The organism is Streptomyces brasiliensis (genome assembly GCF_014647875.1).
In the GTDB taxonomy this organism is placed as follows: Bacteria; Actinomycetota; Actinomycetes; order Streptomycetales; family Streptomycetaceae; genus Streptomyces; species Streptomyces brasiliensis.
In genome coordinates, this window is record NZ_BMQA01000012.1 from 94,550 (window position 1) to 115,147 (window position 20,598).

The window sequence follows — 20,598 nt, forward strand, 5'->3', positions numbered from 1 at the left end:
CTCAGGATCCCGTGACCGCCCTGCTCGCCCCCTCCGCTGCCGTCGCCCCCGCCCACCGTGACCCCAACGTCCTGCGCTGGCTCGGGGCCTACACCTCCTCGATGGTCGGGGACAGCGTCTACTACATCGCCCTGTCCTGGGCCGCCGTGCAGACCGGGACGCCCGCGCAGGCCGGTGTCGTGATGTCGGTCAGCGCGCTGCCGCGGGCCCTGCTCATGCTCGGCGGGGGAGTGATCGCCGACCGGCTGGGGCCGCGCCGGGTCGTCATCGGCAGCGACGCCGTGCGGTGCGCCGCCGTCCTCGCGGTGGCCGCGCTGCTCTTCCTCACGAGCCCCGGGCTGTGGCCGCTCGCCCTGCTGGCCCTGGTCTTCGGCACCGTCGACGCGGTGTTCATGCCCGCCGTCGGGGCGCTCCCGGTCCGCATCACCGGCAAGGACCAGCTTGCCCGCGTCCAGGGCCTGCGCGGCCTCGCCATCCGCTTCGCGAGCGTCGTCGGCGCCCCGCTCGGCGGCCTCGGCGTGGCGATCGGCGGCGCGCCGGTCGCGTTCGCACTCGCCGGGCTGCTCATCGCGGTGTCGGTTCCGCTGCTGATCTCCGTACGAATACGGGAACTGCCCGGGGACGAACGGGTCGGCGTTCTGCGCGTGGACGAACGGGCCGAAGGTCTGCCCGGGGACCAACACGTCGACGATCTGGCCCGGGACGAACGGGTCGGGGTTCCGCCCGAGGGCGAACGGCTCCGGGAACTGCCCGCCGGCAGCGCCCCCACCGCGGCCCGCGCCACCACCGCCTGGGCCGATCTGGTGGCCGGCCTGCGCTACATCCGGCGTCATCGCGTGCTGGCCCCCCTGATGCTCGCCATCGCCCTCGGTGACTTCGGCTTCGTCGGGCCGCTCAACATCGGGCTGACCCTGCTCGCCGACCGGCGCGGCTGGGGTGCCTCCGGGATGGGCTGGGTGCTCGCCGGGTTCGGGGTGGGAGCGGGGGCCGCCTCGCTGCTGCTGACCGTCCGAGGGCGGCTGCCGCGCGCCGGGCTGGTCGCCGGCTGTGGCATCCTCGCCGGCTCCGTCGCCATCGGCGCCCTCGCCTATGTCCCGAGCCTCGTCGCGGCCGTCGGTACGGCCCTGCTCGTCGGGCTGCTCGCCGGGCTCAGCGGCGCGATGTGCGGCGCCCTGCTCCAGACCCAGGGCGACCCCGCCTACCTGGGCCGCGTCACCGCCGTGGCGAGCCTGGTCAGCCTCGGTCTCGCCCCGCTGAGCATGCCGTTCGCGGCCGCCGCGGTCGGCGCCTGGGGTCCGGGCCCGGTGTTCGTCGTCAGCGCGGTGGTGTGCGGGCTCGGCGGGGTCGTCGCCCTGTGCGTCCCGGGCCTGCGCCACGCCGAACTGCCCCGCTGAGCCTCACTCCCTCGGCTGCGTCAGCTGCACCAGATTGCCGACCGAGTCGTCCAGCACGGCGGTGAACACCGGCCCGTGCTCCCGCGGCGGGTGGGTGAAGCGCACACCGAGGGTGCGCAGCCGCTCGTACTCCGCCCGCAGGTCGTCCACGGAGAAGACGATGGACGGGAGTCCCGCCTCGTACAGCGCCGTGCGGTACCGGTCCGCGATGGGGTTGTGGCCGGGCTCGAGCAGCAGCTGGAGATCCGGCTGCTCCCCGCCCGGCGCGCCCACCGTGACGAACAGGTTGCCGTCGCCCAGCTCCAGACGGGTGCGGGTCTCGAAGCCGAGGACGTCCGTGTAGAAGGTGTGGGCCCGCGGCACGTCGTCGACGTACACGCCGGTCATCGCGACCTTGATCATGAGCGTCTCCCAGACCCCGAGTCCGATCCGGTCCCTGGCGGGATCCCCGGTCAGATCCCGAGCTGCTTGGACTCCTGGAGCTTGGCGATCGCGTTCTCGTCGCCGTCCAGCTCGACCTTCGCCGTGCTCTGCCGCCCGAAAGCGAACAGCAGCAGCTCCGAGGGCTCGCCCGTCACCGTCACCACCGGCGTGCCCCGGTGAGCGACCGCAGTCTGCCCGTCCGGGCGGCGCAGCACCAGGCCCGTCGGCACGCCCCGTCCCAGCAGCCGGGCCGTGCGCTCGAGACGCGACCACAGGGCGTCCTGGAAGACCGGGTCCAGCTCGCGCGGCGTCCAGTCCGGCTGGGCGCGGCGGACGTCCTCCGTGTGGACGTAGAACTCGACGATGTTCGCCGCCTCGTCGAGCTGTTTGAGCTGGAAGGGGGAGAAGCGCGGCGGGCCGGTACGGATCAGCTGGATCAGCTCCTCGTACGGCTTGGCCGTGTACTCGTCCATCACCTTCTCCAGGCGCGGGGCGAGTGGCTTGATCAGGGTGCCCCCGGCGGCGTCGGGGCGGCGCTCGCGCACCACCACGTGCGCGGCGAGATCGCGTGTCTGCCAGCCCTCGCAGAGGGTCTGGGCGTCCGGACCGGTGGTTTCCAAGAGGTCGGCGAGCAGAAGCCGTTCACGCTTGGCGAAGGTCGACATACCGTCAGCCTACGACCACGCTGTGGACACCGCACCGGCCCTGTCCCCGCGGCGCGGCACAATGGCACCCATGACCAGCACGCCCCCGCCCAGCAGCCTCGCCCCCGAGATCGCCGCCCGCCTCAGGCGCAGCGCCGACGGGCTCGTCCCCGCGATCGCCCAGCAGTACGACACCGGAGAGGTGCTCATGCTCGGCTGGATGGACGACGAGGCGCTGCACCGCACGCTGACCACCGGTCGCTGCACCTACTGGTCCCGCAGCCGCCAGGAGTACTGGGTCAAGGGCGACACTTCGGGCCACTTCCAGTGGGTGAAGTCCGTCGCCCTCGACTGCGACGCCGACACGGTGCTGGTCCAGGTGGACCAGGTGGGCGCCGCCTGCCACACGGGCGCGCGCACCTGCTTCGACGCGGACGTGCTGCTCGAGGACGCCCCCTCCGGCCCGGCCGCCCCGGCTGAGTAAGGTCGGCGGCCATGGACCTCGAGACCTTCCGCAAGCTGGCCACCGACCGACGGGTCATCCCGGTCACCCGTAAGCTCCTCGCCGACGGCGACACCCCGGTCGCGCTCTACCGCAAGCTGGCCGCCGAGCGCCCCGGCACCTTCCTCCTGGAGTCCGCGGAGAACGGCCGCACGGCGTTTCAGTGGTCTCGCTACTCCTTCGTGGGCGTCCGCTCCGCCGCCACCCTCACCACGCGCGACGGCGAGGCCCACTGGCTCGGCACCCCGCCGGTCGGGGTCCCCGTCGAGGGCGACCCCCTCGCCGCGCTGCGCGCCACCATCGAGGCCCTGCACACCCCCCACCAGGACGGCCTGCCGCCCTTCACCGGCGGCATGGTCGGTTACCTCGGCTACGACATCGTCCGCCGCCTCGAGAAGATCGGCCCCGGCGAGCGCGACGACCTGCGGCTCCCCGAGCTGACCATGCTCCTCACCAGCGACCTCGCCGTCATGGACCACTGGGAGGGCTCGGTCCTGCTGATCGCCAACGCGATCAACCACAACGACCTCGACACCGGTGTCGACGAGGCGTACACCGACGCCGTCGCCCGCCTCGACGCGATGGAGGCCGACCTCTCCCGCCCGGTGGCCCAGCCCCCGGCGGTCCTGCCGCCCTCCGAACTGCCCGAGTACACCGCGCTGTGGGGCGGCCCCGACTTCCAGGTCGCCGTCGAGGACATCAAGGAGCGCATCCGCGCCGGCGAGGCCTTCCAGGTCGTCCCCTCGCAGCGCTTCGAGACGCCGTGCACGGCGAGCGCCCTGGACGTCTACCGGGTGCTGCGGGCCACCAACCCGTCGCCGTACATGTACCTCTTCCGCTTCGACGGGTTCGACGTCGTCGGATCCAGCCCGGAAGCGCTGGTCAAGGTCGAGGACGGGCGGGCCATGGTCCATCCCATCGCCGGCACCCGGCCCCGCGGCGCCACCCCGCCGGAGGACCAGGCCCTCGCCGAGGAGCTGCTCGCCGACCCGAAGGAGCGCGCCGAGCACCTGATGCTCGTCGACCTCGGCCGCAACGACCTCGGACGGGTCTGCGAACCCGGCTCGGTCGAGGTCGTCGACTTCATGTCCGTCGAGCGCTACTCGCACGTCATGCACATCGTCTCGACCGTCACCGGCAGGGTCGCCGAGGGCCGTACCGCCTTCGACGTCCTCACGGCGTGCTTCCCGGCCGGCACCCTCTCCGGCGCCCCCAAGCCCCGTGCGATGCAGATCATCGACGAACTCGAGCCGTCCCGGCGCGGGTTGTACGGCGGCTGCGTCGGCTACCTCGACTTCGCCGGCGACTCCGACACGGCCATCGCCATCCGTACGGCCCTGCTGCGCGGGGGCACCGCCTACGTCCAGGCGGGCGCCGGCATCGTCGCCGACTCCGACCCCGTCGCCGAGGACCAGGAGTGCCGCAACAAGGCGGCGGCGGTGTTGCGCGCGGTGCACACGGCGAACCGCCTCGGCGCCCTCTGAAACGAACCCCGGGTGACGGTTCGCCCGGGGTTCAGGCGATAGTGGACTACGTGACTGCTGTTCCTCACCCCCGTACCGAAGCCGCGGGCCCCGCGCGCGCCGGCCGCCGCAGCCTCGCCGTCGCCCTGCCGGCCGGTGCGCTCGGCGCTGCCGTGGCGCTGCTGGCCACCCGGCAGCGCTGGTCGGAGGGCACCGCGACCGTCGCCGGCGGCGCCTTCCCGCTGACCGCCAAGGGCAGCGACGTCACGGGCGTCCCGGCGGCCCTCGCCATAGTGGGCCTCGCCGCGCTCGTCGCCGTCTTCGCCGTCCGCCGGACCGGCCGCTTCGCCGTCGCCGCGCTCCTCGCGCTCTCCGGCGTCGGCACCATCGCCGCCGCCCTGACAGGCGCTTCCGACGGCTCCGCCCTCGACGAGAAGGCCGCGGAGGCCACCGGCGACTCGTCGGCGACCGTGGCCGCGCTCACCCATACGGGCTGGCCGTACGTCGCGGCCGTCGGCGGCCTCCTGCTGCTGCTGGCCGGGCTGCTGGCCGTGTTCTACGGCCGGCTGTGGCCCGCCATGTCCGGCCGCTACGAGCGCGGCACCGCCCGGCAGCGCGCCACCACTGCGCCCGTCGACCCCGACCGGCCCGAGGACCTCTGGAAGGCCCTGGACCGGGGCGAGGACCCGACCGGGGCGTAGCTCCGGGGCCGTCCGGCCCGGAACGAGGGTCCCGATGGTCCCGATGTGGCGAATCAGACGCTCCACAGGTGCGACCCCAGCGCCCGGCGGGGACGCGCGTACGGGACAATGGACGGTGATGAGCGTCCGGCTCACACACGCACACAGCAACGAGGAGCAAGCAATGGCGGGCAGCAGCCACGGTCACACCCCGGCCGCCTGGACCGGTGTCATCATCGCCTTCATCGGTTTCTGCGTCGCGGGCGCCTTCGTCGTGATGGCGCAGCCGCTCGGCTTCTGGGCCGGCATGGTGATCATCGCCCTCGGCGGTGTCGTCGGCGGCATCATGCGGTCCATGGGACTCGGGCAGCCGAAGGACGTCCACGTGGTGCCCCAGCCGAAGACCGCCGCCGCGGTGACGCCCGAGCCGGCCGCCGCCAAGAGCTGACCCCGTCGTACGACGTCCTCGTTGAGGGGCGGTCCCCGGTGCCGACGCCGCTGGGGACCGCCCCTCACGCGCGTCCGCGGACCGCGAGGGGCACAATGCGAGACGTGAATGCCGACAGTCAGCACGTCGTACCGCGCGTGACCCCGCTGGGGCGGCTGGCCGTCCCGGCCGGGATCCTCGCAGCCGTCGCCGGGGCCTTCGCCTACGTCGGAACCATCGACCCGAACGAGCCCGGCCACTACCCGGTGTGCCCCCTGTACCGCCTGACCGGCCTGTACTGCCCCGGCTGCGGCGGACTGCGCAGCGCGCACGCCTTCATCCACGGCGACTTCACCGCCGCGCTCCAGGACAACGCGCCGGCTGTCGCCGCCTACCTGGGCTTCGCCGTGCTCTGGACCGTCTGGGTGGTCCGCGCCGCTCGTGGCCGTCCCCCGGGGCTCCGGCTCGGTCCGGTCCAGCTGTGGAGCCTGGTCGCGCTGATGCTGGTCTTCACCGTTGTCCGGAACCTGCCGTTCGGTGGCTGGCTCCACCCTTGATCAACTACTCGCTGTCCAGGTAGTGGGACCGCCTTCAACCGGATGTGAGGCCTACGCCTCACTCCGGATACCATCGCAATGACCACGGGTTTTCGACCCTGAAGGAACAACCGCCCGGAAGGGGGCCGCTCGCGTGAGTGTGCTCGACGAGATCATCGACGGAGTCCGTGCCGACCTCGCGGAGCGGCAGGCGCGCGTCAGCCTCGACGAGCTCAAGGAGCGCGCGGCGAAGGCGCCCGCGGCGAAGGACGGCGTGGCCGCGCTGCGCGGCGACGGCGTCAAGGTCATCTGCGAGGTCAAGCGCTCCAGCCCGTCCAAGGGCGCGCTCGCCGCGATCGCCGACCCCGCCGGCCTTGCCGCCGACTACGAGGCGGGCGGCGCGGCGGTCATCTCCGTCCTCACCGAACAGCGCCGCTTCGGCGGCTCGTTGGCCGACCTGGAGGCCGTGCGCGCCCGGGTCGACATCCCGGTCCTGCGCAAGGACTTCATCGTCACGTCGTACCAGCTGTGGGAGGCCCGCGCGTACGGCGCCGACCTCGCGCTGCTGATCGTCGCCGCCCTCGACCAGCCGGCCCTGGAGTCGCTGATCGAGCGCGCCGAGTCCATCGGCCTCACCCCGCTCGTCGAGGTGCACGACGAGGACGAGGTCGACCGCGCGGTCGACGCGGGCGCCAAGGTCGTCGGCGTCAACGCGCGCAACCTCAAGACCCTGGAGGTCGACCGCGGCACGTTCGAGCGGATCGCCCCCGAGATCCCGGAGGGCATCGTCAAGGTTGCCGAGTCCGGCGTCCGCGGCCCGCACGACCTGATCGCCTACGCCAACGCGGGCGCCGACGCGGTCCTGGTCGGCGAGTCCCTGGTCACGGGGCGCGACCCGAAGACGGCGGTGGCCGACCTGGTCGCGGCGGGCGAGCACCCCGCACTCCGGCACGGCCGAAGCTGATCACCCGCTAGGCTGACCACCGATGACTCCGACGACCTCCCGGACAACCACGGACCGGTACGCCCGCCTGGCGCGCGGCTGCCGCCCCCGTGGCTGCCGCGCCCCTGCACGAAGGGTGCACGGCCGCAGGGTCCGCTATGTCATCGGAGACGAACCCGGGCAGGTCAACGGCATGCGATGGCAGCGCCCCGTGAGGGGCGCGGGGCTGTATCCGAACATGCGACTGCGTCGCGTGGGCGCGACAAGCCACAGCCGGCCCGCAGCCGGCTGAAAAGCCCTGCCCCCACGGCGAACAGTGTCTTTTCACACGCACTCACCGTGAGGTATCCGCATGCCCAGCGAGTTCTTCTACCCCGACCCGGAGGGTCAGGTGCCAAGCCCCGAAGGCTACTTCGGGGCATTCGGCGGCAAGTTCATCCCGGAGGCCCTCGTCGCCGCCGTGGACGAGGTCGCCGTCGAGTACGACAAGGCCAAGCACGACCCCGAGTTCGCCCGCGAACTCGACGATCTGCTGGTCAACTACACCGGCCGCCCCAGCGCCCTCACCGAAGTCCCCCGCTTCGCCGAACACGCCGGTGGTGCCCGCGTGTTCCTCAAGCGCGAGGACCTCAACCACACCGGCTCGCACAAGATCAACAACGTGCTCGGCCAGGCCCTGCTCACCAAGCGCATGGGCAAGACCCGCGTCATCGCGGAGACCGGCGCCGGCCAGCACGGCGTCGCGACCGCGACCGCCTGCGCGCTGTTCGGCCTCGACTGCACCGTCTACATGGGCGAGATCGACACCGAGCGGCAGGGCCTCAACGTGGCCCGGATGCGCATGCTCGGTGCCGAGGTCGTCGCCGTGAAGTCCGGCAGCCGTACGCTCAAGGACGCGATCAACGAGGCGTTCCGGGACTGGGTCGCCAACGTCGACCGCACCCACTACCTGTTCGGCACCGTCGCGGGACCGCACCCCTTCCCGGCCATGGTCCGCGACTTCCACCGCGTCATCGGCGTCGAGACCCGCCGCCAGCTCCTCGAGCGCGCGGGCCGGCTGCCCGACGCCGCGATCGCCTGTGTCGGCGGCGGCTCCAACGCCATCGGCCTCTTCCATGCGTTCATCCCCGACGAGGGCGTCCGCCTCATCGGCTGCGAGCCGGCCGGACACGGTGTGGAGACCGGCGAGCACGCGGCCACCCTCACCGCCGGCGAGCCCGGCATCCTGCACGGCTCCCGCTCCTACGTCCTGCAGGACGACGAGGGCCAGATCACCGAGCCGTACTCGATCTCGGCCGGTCTGGACTACCCGGGCATCGGCCCCGAGCACTCCTACCTCAAGGACAGCGGCCGCGGCGAGTACCGCGCGGTCACCGACGACGCGGCCATGCAGGCCCTGCGCCTGCTGTCGCGCACCGAGGGCATCATCCCGGCCATCGAGAGCGCGCACGCGCTGGCCGGTGCCCTCGAGGTCGGCAGGGAGCTGGGCAAGGACGGGCTGATTGTGGTCAACCTGTCAGGCCGCGGCGACAAGGACATGGACACCGCCGCCCGCTACTTCGGGCTGTACGACAACGGCGTGGACGCCGCGGTCGAGGCCAACGAGGCCGACACCGCCGAGATCGAGGGGGACGCCAAGTGAGCGGAAACATCCACCTGCTGACCGACACCCTCGCCGGCGCCAGGGCCGAGGGACGGTCCGCGCTCATCGCCTACCTGCCGGCCGGGTTCCCGACCGTGGACGGCGGCATCGAGGCGATCAAGGCCGTATTCGACGGCGGCGCCGACGTCGTCGAGGTCGGGCTGCCGCACAGCGACCCCGTCCTGGACGGCCCCGTCATCCAGACCGCCGACGACATCGCCCTGCGCGGCGGGGTCAGGATCGCGGACGTCATGCGTACGGTCCGTGAGGCGTCGGCGGCCACCGGGAAGCCGGTGCTCGTGATGACGTACTGGAACCCCATCGACCGCTACGGCGTCGAGCGGTTCACCGCCGAGCTGGCCGAGGCGGGCGGGGCGGGCTGCATCCTGCCCGACCTGCCGGTCCAGGAGTCCGTGCTGTGGCGCGAGCACGCCGAGAAGCACGGTCTCGCGACCGTCTTCGTCGTCGCCCCCAGCAGCAAGGACGAGCGGCTCGCCGAGATCACCGCGGCGGGCAGCGGCTTCGTCTACGCGGCTTCCCTGATGGGCGTCACGGGCACCCGCGAGTCTGTCGGCACGCAGGCCCAGGACCTGGTGGAACGCACCCGGGCCACCGGCGCCGACCTGCCCGTCTGCGTCGGGCTCGGGGTCTCCGACCGGGCCCAGGCCGCCGAGGTGGCCGGCTTCGCCGACGGCGTGATCGTCGGCTCGGCCTTCGTGAAGCGGATGCTGGACGCGCCCGACCACGAGGCCGGCGTCGAGGCCGTACGGGAACTCGCCGGTGAGCTGGCTAAGGGTGTGCGCGGAGAGGGCTGACGTACGTGCGTGAAGAGGCCTGACGCGCGTTCCTGAGCAGGCGTGACGTAAGGGACATTCCACGCGAGTCACTCGAACGGGTGGACCTGGGACCGGGGAGGCGCGCTGCGCCTCCCCGGTTCGTTCTGGGGGTGTGAGCGAGAAGAACCGTGACGGAAAGCGCAATGCCCGCCAGCGGCTGGCGGTCGAGCGAGAGAAGCAGAAGGCCGCGGAGAGGCGGCGGCGCGCGCTGATCGTGGGCGCGAGCGTCGTCTGCGTCCTGGGACTGGCGGCGGTGATCGGGGTGATCGCCGCGAACGCGGGCAAGAACAAGTCCAGCCACAACGCGGGCCCGGTCGTGGCGCCCTCGGGCGCCCAGGGCAAGGACAGTCTCGCGATCCCGGTCGGCAAGGACAGCGCCCGGGCGACGCTCACGGTGTGGGAGGACTTCCGCTGCCCGGCCTGCCAGGCCTTCGAGACGGCGTATCGCCCGACGCTCCACGAACTGACCGACGCGGGCAAGCTCAGAGTGGAGTACCACCTGGTCACGCTGATCGACGGCAACGTCGGCGGCAGCGGCTCCCTGCGCGCGGCCAACGCCGCCGCCTGCGCCCAGAGCGCCGGAAAGTTCCGCGACTACCACGACGTGCTGTACGAGAACCAGCCCAAGGAGACGGACGACGCCTTCGCCGACAACGCCAAGCTGATCGAGCTGGCGGGCAAGGTCCAGGGGCTGAACACGCCCACGTTCCAGAAGTGTGTCGACGACGGCACCCACGACAGCTGGGTCGCCAAGTCCAACAAGGCCTTCCAGGCGGGCGGTTTCACCGGCACACCGACCGTCCTGCTCGACGGCAAGAACATCTACCAGGACCAGAGCATGACCCCGGCCAAGCTCAAGCAACTGGTGGAGGCCGCGAACCGGCGGTGAGGGGGTGAGCGTTTCCCCGTCCCCGTTATGGACCCGTAGCCGGGCTGTTTGCCGTGTGCCCGGTCCGGCACGGTAGCGTCGACCTTGCCATGGAACTTGCCTACATTCCCAGCCCGTCGCGCGGGGTGCTGCACCTCGGCCCGATTCCGCTGCGCGGCTACGCGTTCTGCATCATCATCGGCGTCTTCGTTGCCGTCTGGCTCGGCAACAGGCGCTGGATCGCCCGCGGCGGCCGGTCCGGCACGGTCGCCGACATCGCGGTCTGGGCCGTGCCCTTCGGCCTGGTCGGCGGCCGGCTCTACCACGTGATCACGGACTACGAGCTGTACTTCAGCGACGGCCGTGACTGGGTGAACGCCTTCAAGGTGTGGGAGGGCGGCCTCGGCATCTGGGGCGCGATCGCGCTCGGTGCGCTGGGCGCGTGGATCGGCGCCCGCCGCCGGGGCATCCCGATGCCGGCGTACGCCGACGCCGTCGCGCCCGGTATCGCCTTCGCGCAGGCGATCGGCCGCTGGGGCAACTGGTTCAACCAGGAGCTGTACGGGCGCGAGACGCACCTTCCATGGGCGCTGCACATCACCTCGTCCGAGGGCGGCCGGGTGCCGGGCTACTACCACCCGACCTTCCTGTACGAGTCCCTCTGGTGCATCGGCGTCGCTCTGCTGGTGATCTGGGCCGACCGCCGCTTCCAGCTGGGGCACGGCCGGGCGTTCGCGCTGTACGTCGCCGCGTACTGCGTGGGCCGCTTCTGGATCGAGTACATGCGCGTCGACGACGCCCACCACGTCCTGGGGCTGCGCCTCAACGACTGGACCGCACTGATCGTGTTCCTGCTGGCCGTGACGTACATCGTGGTCTCGGCGAAGCGCCGGCCCGGCAGGGAAGCGGTGGTCGAACCGGGCGTCGTGGACGGGGAGCCCGGGGACGAGGCTGTCGTCGAGGCGAAGCCGGAGGCCAAGGACAAGGCCGACGCCGACGCGGACGCCGTCGAGCTGACGAAACCCGAGGACGACGAGGTGCCGGAGGCGAAGGACGAGGCCCAGGCAGAGGCGGAATCCGGGGCCAAGAAGAGCTGACCGTCGGCCGTACGACGACGAGGGCGCCCGGGGTTCTCCGGGCGCCCTCGTCGCACGTCACGGCCGGTTCGCCAGGGACAGGGTGCGCTGCGCTGCCGTCACCACCGCCGCGTCGATGAAGCTGCCGTCCGGGAGGGCCTGGGCTCCCTGGTCGTTCGTTGCCGCCTTGACGATCTTTTCCGCCTGTTCCAGTTCCGCCTCCGTGGGGAGGTAGGCGCGCTCGATGATCGGGAGCTGTCGGGGGTGGATGGCGGCGCGGCCCAGGAAGCCCAGGGCGCGGCCGTGGGCGCAGGAAGCGGCCAGGCCCTCCAGGTCACGGATGTCGGGGTGCACCGACTGAGGCGGCGGAGCCAGGCCCGCGGCCCGCGCGGCGACCACGACCCGGGAGCGGGTCCAGTCGAGGCCCGCGTCCTCGCGTACGCCCAGGTCGGCCCGCAGGTCCGCCTCGCCCAGGGAAATGCCCCGCAGCGAGGGGTGCGCGGTGGCGATGGCGTACGCGCGCTCGATGCCCAGGGCCGTTTCGAGGAGGGCGTACAGCGCGAGGCCCGTGCCCCGCGCGACCCGCACCACCTCCTCCGCGGACGTCACCTTCGGCAACCGCAGTCCCGACACACCCGGCAGCTCGGCCATGGCCCGCAGATCGGCCGCCGCCCACGGCCCCTCCGTACCGTTGACCCGGACGTGCACCCGCACCGGCTGCGGCTCGGACAGCAGCTCGGCCGTCGCGTCACGGGCGTACTCCTTGCGGTCGGGCGCGACCGCGTCCTCCAGGTCGATCACCACCACGTCCGCGCCGCAGGCCAGCGCCTTGGCGACCACGTGCGGGCGGTCGCCGGGGACGTACAGCCAGGTGAGCGGGAACGGGGTCACAGGACGCCCTCCTCGCGCAGGCCGTCGAGTTCTGCCGCGGTGAGGCCCAGCTCGGTCAGGACAGCCTCCGTGTCCGCGCCGTGCGGGCGGCCCGCCCAGCGGATCCCGCCCGGCGTGGCGGACAGCCGGAACAGGACGTTCTGCATGCGCAGCGGGCCCAGTTCCGGGTCGTCGACGGTCGTGACGGTGTCCAGGGCGGCGTACTGGGGGTCCGTCATCACGTCCCGTACGTCCTGGATCGGCGCCACCGCGGCCTCCGCCTTCTCGAAGGCCGCGAGCACCTCGTCGCGGGTGCGGGCGCCGATCCAGGTGCCGACCGCCGCGTCGAGGACTTCGGTGTGCGCGGCCCGGTCCACGCCCGTCGCGAACCACGGCTCGTCGATCAGCTCCGGGCGGCCCACCAGGTGCATCACGCGCTCGGCGATCGACTGGGCGGAGGTGGAGACGGCGACCCAGGAGCCGTCGGCCGTGCGGTAGGTGTTGCGCGGGGCGTTGTTGGCGGACCGGTTGCCGGTGCGCTCCTGGACGTGGCCGAGCTGGTCGTACCAGGTGGGCTGAGCGCCGAGCACGGTCAGGATCGGCTCGATGATCGCCATGTCGACGACCTGGCCCTCACCGGTGCGCTCCCGTGCCGCCAGTGCCGTCATCACCGCGTACGCCGTGGCCAGGCCCGCGATCGAGTCGGCGAGGCCGAACGGCGGCAGCACCGGCGGGGCGTCCGGCTCCCCGGTGATCGCCGCGAAGCCGCTCATCGCCTCGGCGAGCGTCCCGAAGCCGGGCCGGTGCGCGTACGGGCCGAACTGGCCGAAGGCCGTGACCCGGGCAAGGATCAGCCGCGGATTGGCGGCGGACAGCTCCTCCCAGCTCAGATCCCACTTCTCCAGGGTGCCGGGGCGGAAGTTCTCGACGATCACGTCGGCCGTGGCGGCCAGCCGCAGCAGGGTGGCCCGGCCGCCGGGCCGGGACAGGTCGAGGGTGATGGTGCGCTTGTTCCGGCCGAGCAGCTTCCACCACAGGCCGATCCCGTCCTTCGCCGGGCCGTGCCCGCGGGACGGATCGGGCTTGCGGGGATGCTCGACCTTGATGACCTCGGCGCCGAAGTCACCGAGCAGGGTGGCGGCGAGGGGACCGGCGAACAGCGTGGCGAGATCGAGGACGCGCAGGCCGTCGAGGGGGCGGGGGGTGTCGTGCAACCCGTTCATCGTGTTCATGCCGTGTACAACGCCTCGATCTCCGGGCGGTACGGCATCGACACCGACGCCCCCTCCCGCTGCACGGAGATCGCCGCCGCCGCGGCCGCCCACGTCAGCGCCTCGCGGATGGGACGTTCCTCGCTGAGAGCCACCGCTAGCGCCCCGGCGAACGTGTCGCCCGCGCCCGTCGAGTCCACGGCGGTCACCCGGGGCGCCGGGACCACGAGCGGCTCCGCGTCCCGTTGCAGATACAGGCAGCCGACCGAGCCGAGCGTCACGACCACCTCCGGTACCTGGTCGAGCAGGGAGAGGGCCGCGTCGCGCGGGTCTGTGCGGCCGGTGAGGGTGGCCGCCTCGTGCTCGTTGGGGACCAACAGGTCGGTGGCGGCGAGGAGTTCGGCCGACAGGGGCCGGGCCGGGGCCGGGGTGAGTACCGTGCGCACACCGTGCCGGCGTGCGGCCAGGGCACCCGCGAGGACTCCGTCCAGGGGGATCTCCAATTGCAGCAGCAGGGCGTCGGCGGAGGCGATCACGCCCTCGTCGCCCGGGGTCAGGTGGTCCACGGTGCCGTTGGCGCCGGGGATCACGACGATCGCGTTGCCGCCCTCGTCGTCCACGACGATGTGCGCGGTGCCGGACGGGCCCTCGACGGTGCGCAGCGAGTCGGTGTCCACGCCGGAGTGTTCGAGGGTGTCGCGCAGCCGGGTGCCGAAGGCGTCGTTGCCGACCGCGCCGATCATCGAGACGGTGGCGCCCGCGCGGGCCGCCGCCATGGCCTGGTTGGCGCCCTTGCCGCCGGGGATCGTACGGAACTCCCGTCCCGTCACCGTCTCTCCGCGCTGCGGGGCCTTCTCCACGTACGCGACGAGGTCCATGTTCGTGCTGCCGAGTACGGCGATATGGGTCATGGGCGGGTCGCCTCCAGGTGGGTGAGGTGGGCGAGGGAGTCGAAGCCGGTGCCGTTGAAGTCGGCGACGGACGTGGCGAGCCGGTTCTTGAGCGGGGCGGTCCAGCGGTCGGGGAGGGCGGCGGGGGTGCCGGCGAGGAGGCCGGCGATGCCGCCCGCGGTGGCGCCGTTGGAGTCGGTGTCCAGGCCGCCGGACACGGCACGGCAGATGGAGCCGGTGAAGTCCCCGTTCGCGTGGGTGAGGGCGGCGGCGATCAGGGCGGTGTTGGGGATGGCGTGGACCCAGTGGTAGGTGGATGAGTGGGTGGCGTGGAGTTCGTCGACCACGTCGTCGAAGTCCTCGTGGATGTGGGCAAGTTGGAGGGCGTGGTCGATCGCCTCGGCCAGCCGGGAGCGGGGCGGGATCACCGTGCGGCCGTACTGGATGCAGGTGTGGATGTCGTGCGTGCCGGTGGCTGCGGTGGCGATGACGGCGGCGGTGAACATGGCGGCGTACACGCCGTTCGCGGTGTGGGTGAGGGTGGCGTCGCGGTGGGCCTGTTCGGCTGCGGTCGCCGGGTCGCCGGGGTTGGTCCAGCCGTGGACGTCGGCTCGGATCAGGGCACCGATCCATTCGCGGAAGGGGTTGCGGTGGCGGGCCGCGTACGGGGGTTCGACGCCGGAGAGGAGGTTGCGGTAGGCGATGCGCTCGGCGGTGAACGTGCGGCCCGCGGGGAGTTCGTCGAGCCAGAGCTTTGCGACGTCCGTGGTGGTGAAGGTTCTGCCGTGACGCTGCATCAGGAGGAGGTTGAGGAGCGGGTAGTTGAGGTCGTCGTCCTCGGGCATGCCGTCGATGTTCTCGGCGAGGGAGGTGGTGGCCGAGCGGCGGTTCCAGGGGTGGGCCGTCAGTAGTTCCTCGGGGACGCCCTTTGCTGTGAAGTAGGTATGGAGGGGCCAGTTGCCTGCGGACCTGGCCAGTTGGCGGATGCCGTGGAGGGGGAGTTTTTCGACGGGTTTGCCCAGGAGGCAGCCGACCGCCCTGCCGAGCCAGGCGGCTTCGAGGGCGCGGGGGGTGGGGGCCGGTGAGCGGGTGGGCGCAGGCGGGGACGGCGGCCAAGAGGGGCATAGAGCCCTGATCCTCGTCAGCTCCGTCGGCTCGTCGTCCCTCAACCCGCTGGGCAGATCGGCCAGTTCGTCCAGCAGATCCTCGGCCAGCAGCCGCAGATAGGGGGACGCGCGAGTCGGTGACGCGCCCGCCCGTGCCGGTGCCTCCGGCCCGCCCGCCGCACGCCACCTTGCCTCGATCGCCGAAGGCTCGCGGCCGTCCTGGCGGGCCTGGCGGAGTTCGTGGGACACCAGGTCCTCCGGCTGGACCCAGGTCAATCGGAGCATCCCGGGCCTCCGAGCTGTGCGAACGCCCGCTCATGGGCCCGGCGGTGCTGCACGTCCCGGGTGAAGATCTCCCGGGTCACCTCGGTGAGCGTCCGGGCCGGTTCCCACAGGTCCAGGCGGCTCGCCTCCGCGACCGTCTTCGACCACTCCTCCGGTACCGGTGAGCCCAGGGCTCCGGCCAGCGCGCCCGCCATCGTCGCGATGGAGTCGCAGTCGCGGCCGTAGTTCACCGAACCCAGGACCGCCCGGCGGTAGTCGCCGCCGGAGACCAGCAACATGCCCAGGGCGACGGGGAGTTCCTCGATCGAGTGCAGGCGGGACGGGCGGCGGGCGCCGAGGGAGGGGGAGCGGTAGTCGGGGCCGACCGTGTCGTACGGGGCCACCGCCTCCCGGATCGGTCCCAGTGCCGACTCGAAGTCCCCGTGGCGGGCGGCGGCTGCGCAGACCTTCTCGATCGCCGTCCGCGTGCCGTCCTTCGCCAGGGCCAGGCACGTGGACACCACCGACTCCGGTGACGCACCGGCCGACCCGGCCGCCGCGACCGCCGCCGCGAAGACACCCGCCGCCTCGCGGCCGTACGACGACTGGTGCGCGCCCGCGACGTCCAGCGCCTCGGCGTACGCGGCGGCCGGGTCGGCCGCGTTGACCAGGCCGACCGGGGCCATGTACATCGCCGCGCCGCAGTTGACGATGTTGCCGACACCCGCTTCCCGGGGGTCCACATGGCCGTAGTGGAGCCGGGTCACCAGCCATTTCTCGGCCAGGAAGACGCGCTGGAGCGGCAGCGCCTCCGCTTCCAGTTCCGGGATCCAGCGCGGGGTGGTCATCAGGTCCGGGACCAGGTGCTCGGCGATCGCGTAGGCGTCAAGGTGGTCGCGGACGTGCGCGTACACCCGTACCAGGGCATGCGTCATCAAGGTGTCGTCGGTGACGTGGCCGTCGCCCTTGTGGTACGGGGCGATGGGGCGGGCGGTGCGCCAGGCGTCGCCGTTCCAGGGGTCGACGATGCCGTGGACGCGGCCGCCGTGGCGCTGAAGGATCTGGTCGGGGGAGTAGCCCTCGACGGGGCCGCCGAGGGCGTCGCCGACGGCCGCTCCTACGAGCGCTCCCGTGATCCGCTCCTCGAGACCGGCTCCGCTGCTTTCTTCTCCTTTGGGCGTCATATCCCGAATCATCCTCCTGGAAGGGCCGGTTGTGCGGCTTCCAGGAGTTCGGCGAGTTCCACGAGGTCGGTGCCGGTGAGGCGGGGCAGCGCGCAGCCGGAGAGGATGCGGCAGGCGTCCCGCCAGGCCTCCGGGATCGCGTCGCCGCCGCCGAGCGCTCCGGTCAGGGCGCCCACGAGGGCCGGGGCCGAGTCGGCGACCCGGGACAGACAGGCCGCCGCGGGCACGGCCTCGGCGATCCGGCCGCACGCGGCGGTGGCCAGGGCCAGGGCGACCGGGACCGTCTCGGCGGCGGCGATGCCGTAGCTGTAGACGTGGTCCACGATCTGGTGCTCGAGCAGCGGGATCAGGGCGAAGGCGGACTCGGTGGCACGGGCGAGGACCAGCGCGTGCCGGGCGTTGCGGGCGATCTCCGTGCCCTCGGGCAGTTCGGCGAGCGCGGCCGTGACGCACGCGTCCACCCCGGCTCCGGCGAGGGCCAGCGCGAGCGCCGCCGCGATGGCCCGGGCGCCGTGCACACCGTCGCCGTCCTGGGTGTAGCGGGCGTCGAACTCGGCGAGATCCGCGGCGCGTTCGGGGTCGCCGGGGTGGGCCACGGCGAGGACACAGGCCCGTACGCACGCCGCGTCGTCGAAGTAGTGCGGGTTGTCGTGGCCGGTGGCGGGCGGGCGCAGACCGGTGGCGAGGTTGCCGAGTCCGGCGCGGACCGAGATCCGGGCGCGCAACGGCAGCACCGCCGACTCGATCTCGGGCGCGCGGTCGGCGGCCGCGGCCACCTCGGAGGCGACGGCGCTCCAGGTCAGGTCGATGGCGGCGCGGGTACGGCGCTCCCGGCTCAGATCGCCGAGCGTGCTGTCGTCCCCGGCCCGCAGCACCGCCTCCGCCGCGAACGCCGCCCACTCGGCGTCGTCGGAGGGGCCGAGGCGCAGCGGCTCCGGGGGCTGGTTGAGCGCGATGGGGACCGGGAGCGTCGTGGTCGCGTTCTGCTCGGCGAAGCTGTCCAGCTCACGGGTGAGCCGCCGCGTCCACTCCGGCATCCGCGCGGCCCGGTGCCGCGCGGCGGGCCATCCGGCGGCGTCCCCGGCGGCCAGCCCGAGGAGCAGACCTTCGATACGACGGGTCATGCGCGCACCTCGTCGTCCGTGTGGGGGGCCGTACGGCGCGGGGCCGGCGGGCCGTGCCGGTGGGTGCAGGGCGCAGGGGAAGCGAGCCGTGGGCGCCGGTGCGACGGCCCGCGCCTCACGGCCGCACCCAGCGCTGGTCGGCCAGGGCGTGTGCCTGTGGGTTGCGGGCGTTTGTGGGAGGGTCTGCGGTTCACGGCCGTACCTCGTGCTCGTCCGCCAGGACGTACGCCTGTGGATCCGGTGTCTGGCACTCCTCGTGCCGGACGACCTCCGGTGTTCGATCGCCCCTGCCCGCGCCCCACTTCCCGCCCTCCTCCGGCACCAGCAGTTCCGCCACGTCCAGGACGTGGTGGCCGGCCATGGAGGGCAGACAGGTGCCGCGCGCCGGGCCGATCGCCGCGGCCCAGTCGGCCGGGATCGCCGCCGCGCCCTGGGTCGCGCCGGCCAGGGCGCCCGCCACCGCGGCCGTGGTGTCGGCGTCGCGGCCCATGTTGACGGCGGTCAGGACGGCCTGCCGGAAGTCCCCGTCGGCCGCCGCGTACGCCCCGAAGGCGAGGGCCACCGCTTCGGGCGCCAGGTCGGTCCAGGGGTAGCCGCCGATGACGACGGCGGAGCGCACCGCGCGCTCCCCGCGGTGCGCCACGGCCACGGCCCGCCGCAGCGAACGGGCCGTCCAGGAGTCGTCCGGTACGACGGCCAGGGCGGAGGCGACGACCGCGATGGTCGGTGCGCCCGCCATGGCCGCCGCGACCCCGGCCGCCACCGCCTGGCCGCCGTAGATGCCCTCGCCGTCGTGGCTGACCGAGCCGTCGATCGCCACCAGGCGGGCCGCCTCGGCGGGCCGGCCCGCCGCGAACACCCCGAACGGCGCCGCCCGCATCGCGAGCCCGTCGCTCCAGGCATGGCGGTGCTGGGCCGAGATGGGCGCGGCCAGTCCCCGGCGCAGATTCTCCAGCGTGCCGCGCTCGCTGAAGCCCGCGCCCCGGAAGGGCCCCTCGTCGCGGTCGGCGATCCACTCGTGCCAGGCCGCCTCGACATGCGCCGGGGTGAGCGCCGAGCCGTGCCGGGCGAGCAGCAGCCCCGAGAAGATCGCATACTCCGTGTCGTCCGTGCCGGACGGCTTCGCGGCCACGTATCCGGTGACACGGCCCCACCGGGCGCGGATCTCGGAGGGCTTCATGTTCTCGGCGGGCGCTCCGAGAGCATCCCCCACGGCGAGGCCGAGCAGCGCGCCGCGGGCCCGCTCGCGCAGTTCGGCGGCGTCCCCGGGCGCCGGGGCCGAGGGGACGCAGGCGATCGATGCCATGGGCTGCCTCTCCGTCGGGGACCTTGGCGGATGTGTCCCACGGGAGGGGCGCGCGTGAGCACCGCGCGCCCCAGCATCACCCGGTCGACATCTGCGCATAGCTCTTCACGGATGAGCAAGAAAGGGTAAAGCAGCAGGTTAGCCCAGCCTTTCCTTGCTGGCAGGGACGAAATTATGGGCGTACGTTCGGTGTTGTCGAAAAGTAGAACGTGTCCAATGAAGCTCTTTGGGGGACTCTCATGGCCATCATCGATACCGAGGCGGCGCTGCACGAGGCGCACAGAGACAACCACACGCACCGCGATGTGAACGGCGGCTGGCTGCGCCCCGCCGTCTTCGGTGCGATGGACGGCCTCGTCTCCAACCTCGCCCTGCTGACCGGCGTCGCCGGTGGCTCGGTCGGCCACCAGACGATCGTGATCACCGGCCTCGCGGGACTCGCCGCCGGTGCCTTCTCGATGGCGGCCGGTGAATACACCTCCGTCGCCTCCCAGCGTGAACTGGTCGAGGCCGAGCTGGCGGTCGAGCGGCGCGAGCTGCGCAAGCACCCCCAGGACGAGGAGGCGGAGCTCGCCGCGCTCTACGAGGCCCGGGGTGTCGAGCCCGCGCTGGCCCGCGAGGTCGCACGGCAGCTGTCCGCCGACCCCGAGCAGGCCCTGGAGATACATGCCCGTGAGGAGCTGGGCGTCGACCCGGGCGACCTGCCTTCGCCGCTCGTCGCGGCCGTGTCGTCGTTCGGTGCCTTCGCGCTCGGTGCCCTGCTGCCCGTACTGCCGTATCTGCTGGGCGCGACCGCGCTGTGGCCGGCCGTGCTGCTGGCGCTCGCCGGGCTGTTCGGCTGTGGTGCCGTGGTGGCCAAGGTGACCGCGCGGACCTGGTGGTTCAGCGGTCTGCGGCAGCTCGCCCTGGGTGGCGCAGCGGCCGGTGTGACCTACGCCTTGGGCACTCTGTTCGGAACGGCCGTAGGATAGATCGCATGCTACTTATGCGTTGGGCGGCATAAGTAGCCGGTTACCCGCTGGTTTCGAATGCTTAACCACCGGGCATGAGCCGTAAGCGCTGCGCGCAATGACGCCTGCGGTGCACCCGCGAGGTGGGCGGCGACGCTCCCCCCGCTCCTTCGGGCCGACAGACACCGATCTGTCCACGTCGGCCCCCACAGACTTTCCGCCGCCGTGCGCGTACCCCCCGCCACCCGGCGACGTCCGC

At 72.8% G+C, this 20,598-nt stretch carries 22 protein-coding genes; 13 read left to right on the forward strand and 9 right to left on the reverse strand.

Annotation, left to right across the window (positions count from 1 at the left end):
• Positions 1-11: 11 nt before the first annotated feature.
• Positions 12-1,394, forward strand: a complete 1,383-nt coding sequence (locus IEZ19_RS20285) for an MFS transporter (protein WP_189312650.1) — start codon at positions 12-14, stop codon at positions 1,392-1,394.
• Between the two features lie 3 nt (positions 1,395-1,397).
• Here the strand turns inward: IEZ19_RS20285 and IEZ19_RS20290 are convergent, their stop codons facing one another.
• Together IEZ19_RS20290 and IEZ19_RS20295 are read right to left on the reverse strand one after the other, a co-directional pair.
• Positions 1,398-1,796: a VOC family protein gene (locus IEZ19_RS20290; RefSeq protein WP_189312651.1), complete on the reverse strand. Its 399-nt coding sequence runs from the start codon at positions 1,794-1,796 to the stop codon at positions 1,398-1,400.
• A gap of 50 nt (positions 1,797-1,846) precedes the next feature.
• Positions 1,847-2,482, reverse strand: coding sequence for a TIGR03085 family metal-binding protein (locus IEZ19_RS20295; RefSeq protein WP_189312652.1), 636 nt, complete (start codon positions 2,480-2,482; stop codon positions 1,847-1,849).
• A gap of 70 nt (positions 2,483-2,552) precedes the next feature.
• Here IEZ19_RS20295 and hisI point away from each other — a divergent pair, with 70 nt between their 5' ends.
• From hisI to lgt, 11 genes are all read left to right on the forward strand, one after another.
• Complete coding sequence (gene hisI / locus IEZ19_RS20300; protein ID WP_189312653.1) at positions 2,553-2,945, forward strand: phosphoribosyl-AMP cyclohydrolase; 393 nt, start codon at positions 2,553-2,555, stop codon at positions 2,943-2,945.
• 11 nt (positions 2,946-2,956) lie between these two features.
• Positions 2,957-4,447: an anthranilate synthase component I gene (locus tag IEZ19_RS20305; RefSeq protein WP_189312654.1), complete on the forward strand. Its 1,491-nt coding sequence runs from the start codon at positions 2,957-2,959 to the stop codon at positions 4,445-4,447.
• 41 nt (positions 4,448-4,488) lie between these two features.
• Entirely contained in the window at positions 4,489-5,127 is a 639-nt protein-coding gene (locus IEZ19_RS20310) for a TIGR02234 family membrane protein (protein WP_189312655.1), read from the forward strand.
• 163 nt (positions 5,128-5,290) lie between these two features.
• Positions 5,291-5,554 carry an HGxxPAAW family protein gene (locus tag IEZ19_RS20315; protein WP_189312656.1) on the forward strand — a complete coding sequence of 88 codons (264 nt, stop codon included), beginning with the start codon at positions 5,291-5,293 and terminating at the stop codon, positions 5,552-5,554.
• A 95-nt stretch (positions 5,555-5,649) separates the two neighbouring features.
• The gene (locus IEZ19_RS20320; protein WP_189312657.1) at positions 5,650-6,090 is read left to right on the forward strand and encodes a DUF2752 domain-containing protein; all 441 of its coding nucleotides are present in this window, start codon (positions 5,650-5,652) and stop codon (positions 6,088-6,090) included.
• A gap of 133 nt (positions 6,091-6,223) precedes the next feature.
• On the forward strand, positions 6,224-7,033 hold the full coding sequence (gene trpC, locus IEZ19_RS20325) for an indole-3-glycerol phosphate synthase TrpC (protein WP_189312658.1): 810 nt from the start codon (positions 6,224-6,226) through the stop codon (positions 7,031-7,033).
• 22 nt (positions 7,034-7,055) lie between these two features.
• Complete coding sequence (gene trpM / locus IEZ19_RS53500; protein WP_373297015.1) at positions 7,056-7,304, forward strand: tryptophan biosynthesis modulator TrpM; 249 nt, start codon at positions 7,056-7,058, stop codon at positions 7,302-7,304.
• A gap of 60 nt (positions 7,305-7,364) precedes the next feature.
• Entirely contained in the window at positions 7,365-8,654 is a 1,290-nt protein-coding gene (gene trpB / locus IEZ19_RS20330) for a tryptophan synthase subunit beta (protein WP_189312659.1), read from the forward strand.
• Positions 8,651-9,469 (forward strand): tryptophan synthase subunit alpha, encoded by an 819-nt coding sequence (trpA, locus tag IEZ19_RS20335; RefSeq protein WP_189312660.1) that lies wholly within the window; start codon positions 8,651-8,653, stop codon positions 9,467-9,469. Before trpB ends, trpA begins: the two co-directional genes overlap by 4 nt.
• Before the next feature lie 133 nt (positions 9,470-9,602).
• Positions 9,603-10,379: a DsbA family protein gene (locus IEZ19_RS20340; protein WP_189312661.1), complete on the forward strand. Its 777-nt coding sequence runs from the start codon at positions 9,603-9,605 to the stop codon at positions 10,377-10,379.
• Positions 10,380-10,468: 89 nt separating this feature from the next.
• Positions 10,469-11,455 (forward strand): prolipoprotein diacylglyceryl transferase, encoded by a 987-nt coding sequence (lgt, locus tag IEZ19_RS20345; protein ID WP_189312662.1) that lies wholly within the window; start codon positions 10,469-10,471, stop codon positions 11,453-11,455.
• A 57-nt stretch (positions 11,456-11,512) separates the two neighbouring features.
• Here lgt and IEZ19_RS20350 read toward each other — a convergent pair whose 3' ends face one another.
• The 7 genes from IEZ19_RS20350 to IEZ19_RS20380 form a co-directional block, all read right to left on the reverse strand.
• Entirely contained in the window at positions 11,513-12,325 is an 813-nt protein-coding gene (locus IEZ19_RS20350; RefSeq protein ID WP_189312663.1) for an HpcH/HpaI aldolase/citrate lyase family protein, read from the reverse strand.
• A complete protein-coding gene (locus tag IEZ19_RS20355; protein ID WP_229840495.1) occupies positions 12,322-13,536 on the reverse strand; it encodes a CaiB/BaiF CoA transferase family protein in 1,215 nt (404 codons plus the stop codon). Before IEZ19_RS20355 ends, IEZ19_RS20350 begins: the two co-directional genes overlap by 4 nt.
• On the reverse strand, positions 13,533-14,426 hold the full coding sequence (gene rbsK / locus IEZ19_RS20360; RefSeq protein WP_189312664.1) for a ribokinase: 894 nt from the start codon (positions 14,424-14,426) through the stop codon (positions 13,533-13,535). Before rbsK ends, IEZ19_RS20355 begins: the two co-directional genes overlap by 4 nt.
• Positions 14,423-15,796, reverse strand: coding sequence for an ADP-ribosylglycohydrolase family protein (locus IEZ19_RS20365; RefSeq protein ID WP_189312665.1), 1,374 nt, complete (start codon positions 15,794-15,796; stop codon positions 14,423-14,425). The genes rbsK and IEZ19_RS20365 overlap by 4 nt, the downstream gene beginning before the upstream one ends.
• Positions 15,784-16,959 carry an ADP-ribosylglycohydrolase family protein gene (locus IEZ19_RS20370; protein WP_189312666.1) on the reverse strand — a complete coding sequence of 392 codons (1,176 nt, stop codon included), beginning with the start codon at positions 16,957-16,959 and terminating at the stop codon, positions 15,784-15,786. Before IEZ19_RS20370 ends, IEZ19_RS20365 begins: the two co-directional genes overlap by 13 nt.
• 8 nt (positions 16,960-16,967) lie before the next feature.
• A complete protein-coding gene (locus tag IEZ19_RS20375) occupies positions 16,968-18,083 on the reverse strand; it encodes an ADP-ribosylglycohydrolase family protein (RefSeq protein ID WP_189312667.1) in 1,116 nt (371 codons plus the stop codon).
• Between the two features lie 190 nt (positions 18,084-18,273).
• A complete protein-coding gene (locus IEZ19_RS20380) occupies positions 18,274-19,389 on the reverse strand; it encodes an ADP-ribosylglycohydrolase family protein (RefSeq protein WP_189312668.1) in 1,116 nt (371 codons plus the stop codon).
• Between the two features lie 239 nt (positions 19,390-19,628).
• On the opposite strand from IEZ19_RS20380, the gene IEZ19_RS20385 reads away from it, so the two are divergent.
• Positions 19,629-20,360, forward strand: a complete 732-nt coding sequence (locus tag IEZ19_RS20385) for a VIT1/CCC1 transporter family protein (RefSeq protein WP_189312669.1) — start codon at positions 19,629-19,631, stop codon at positions 20,358-20,360.
• The last annotated feature ends 238 nt before the right edge of the window (positions 20,361-20,598 follow it).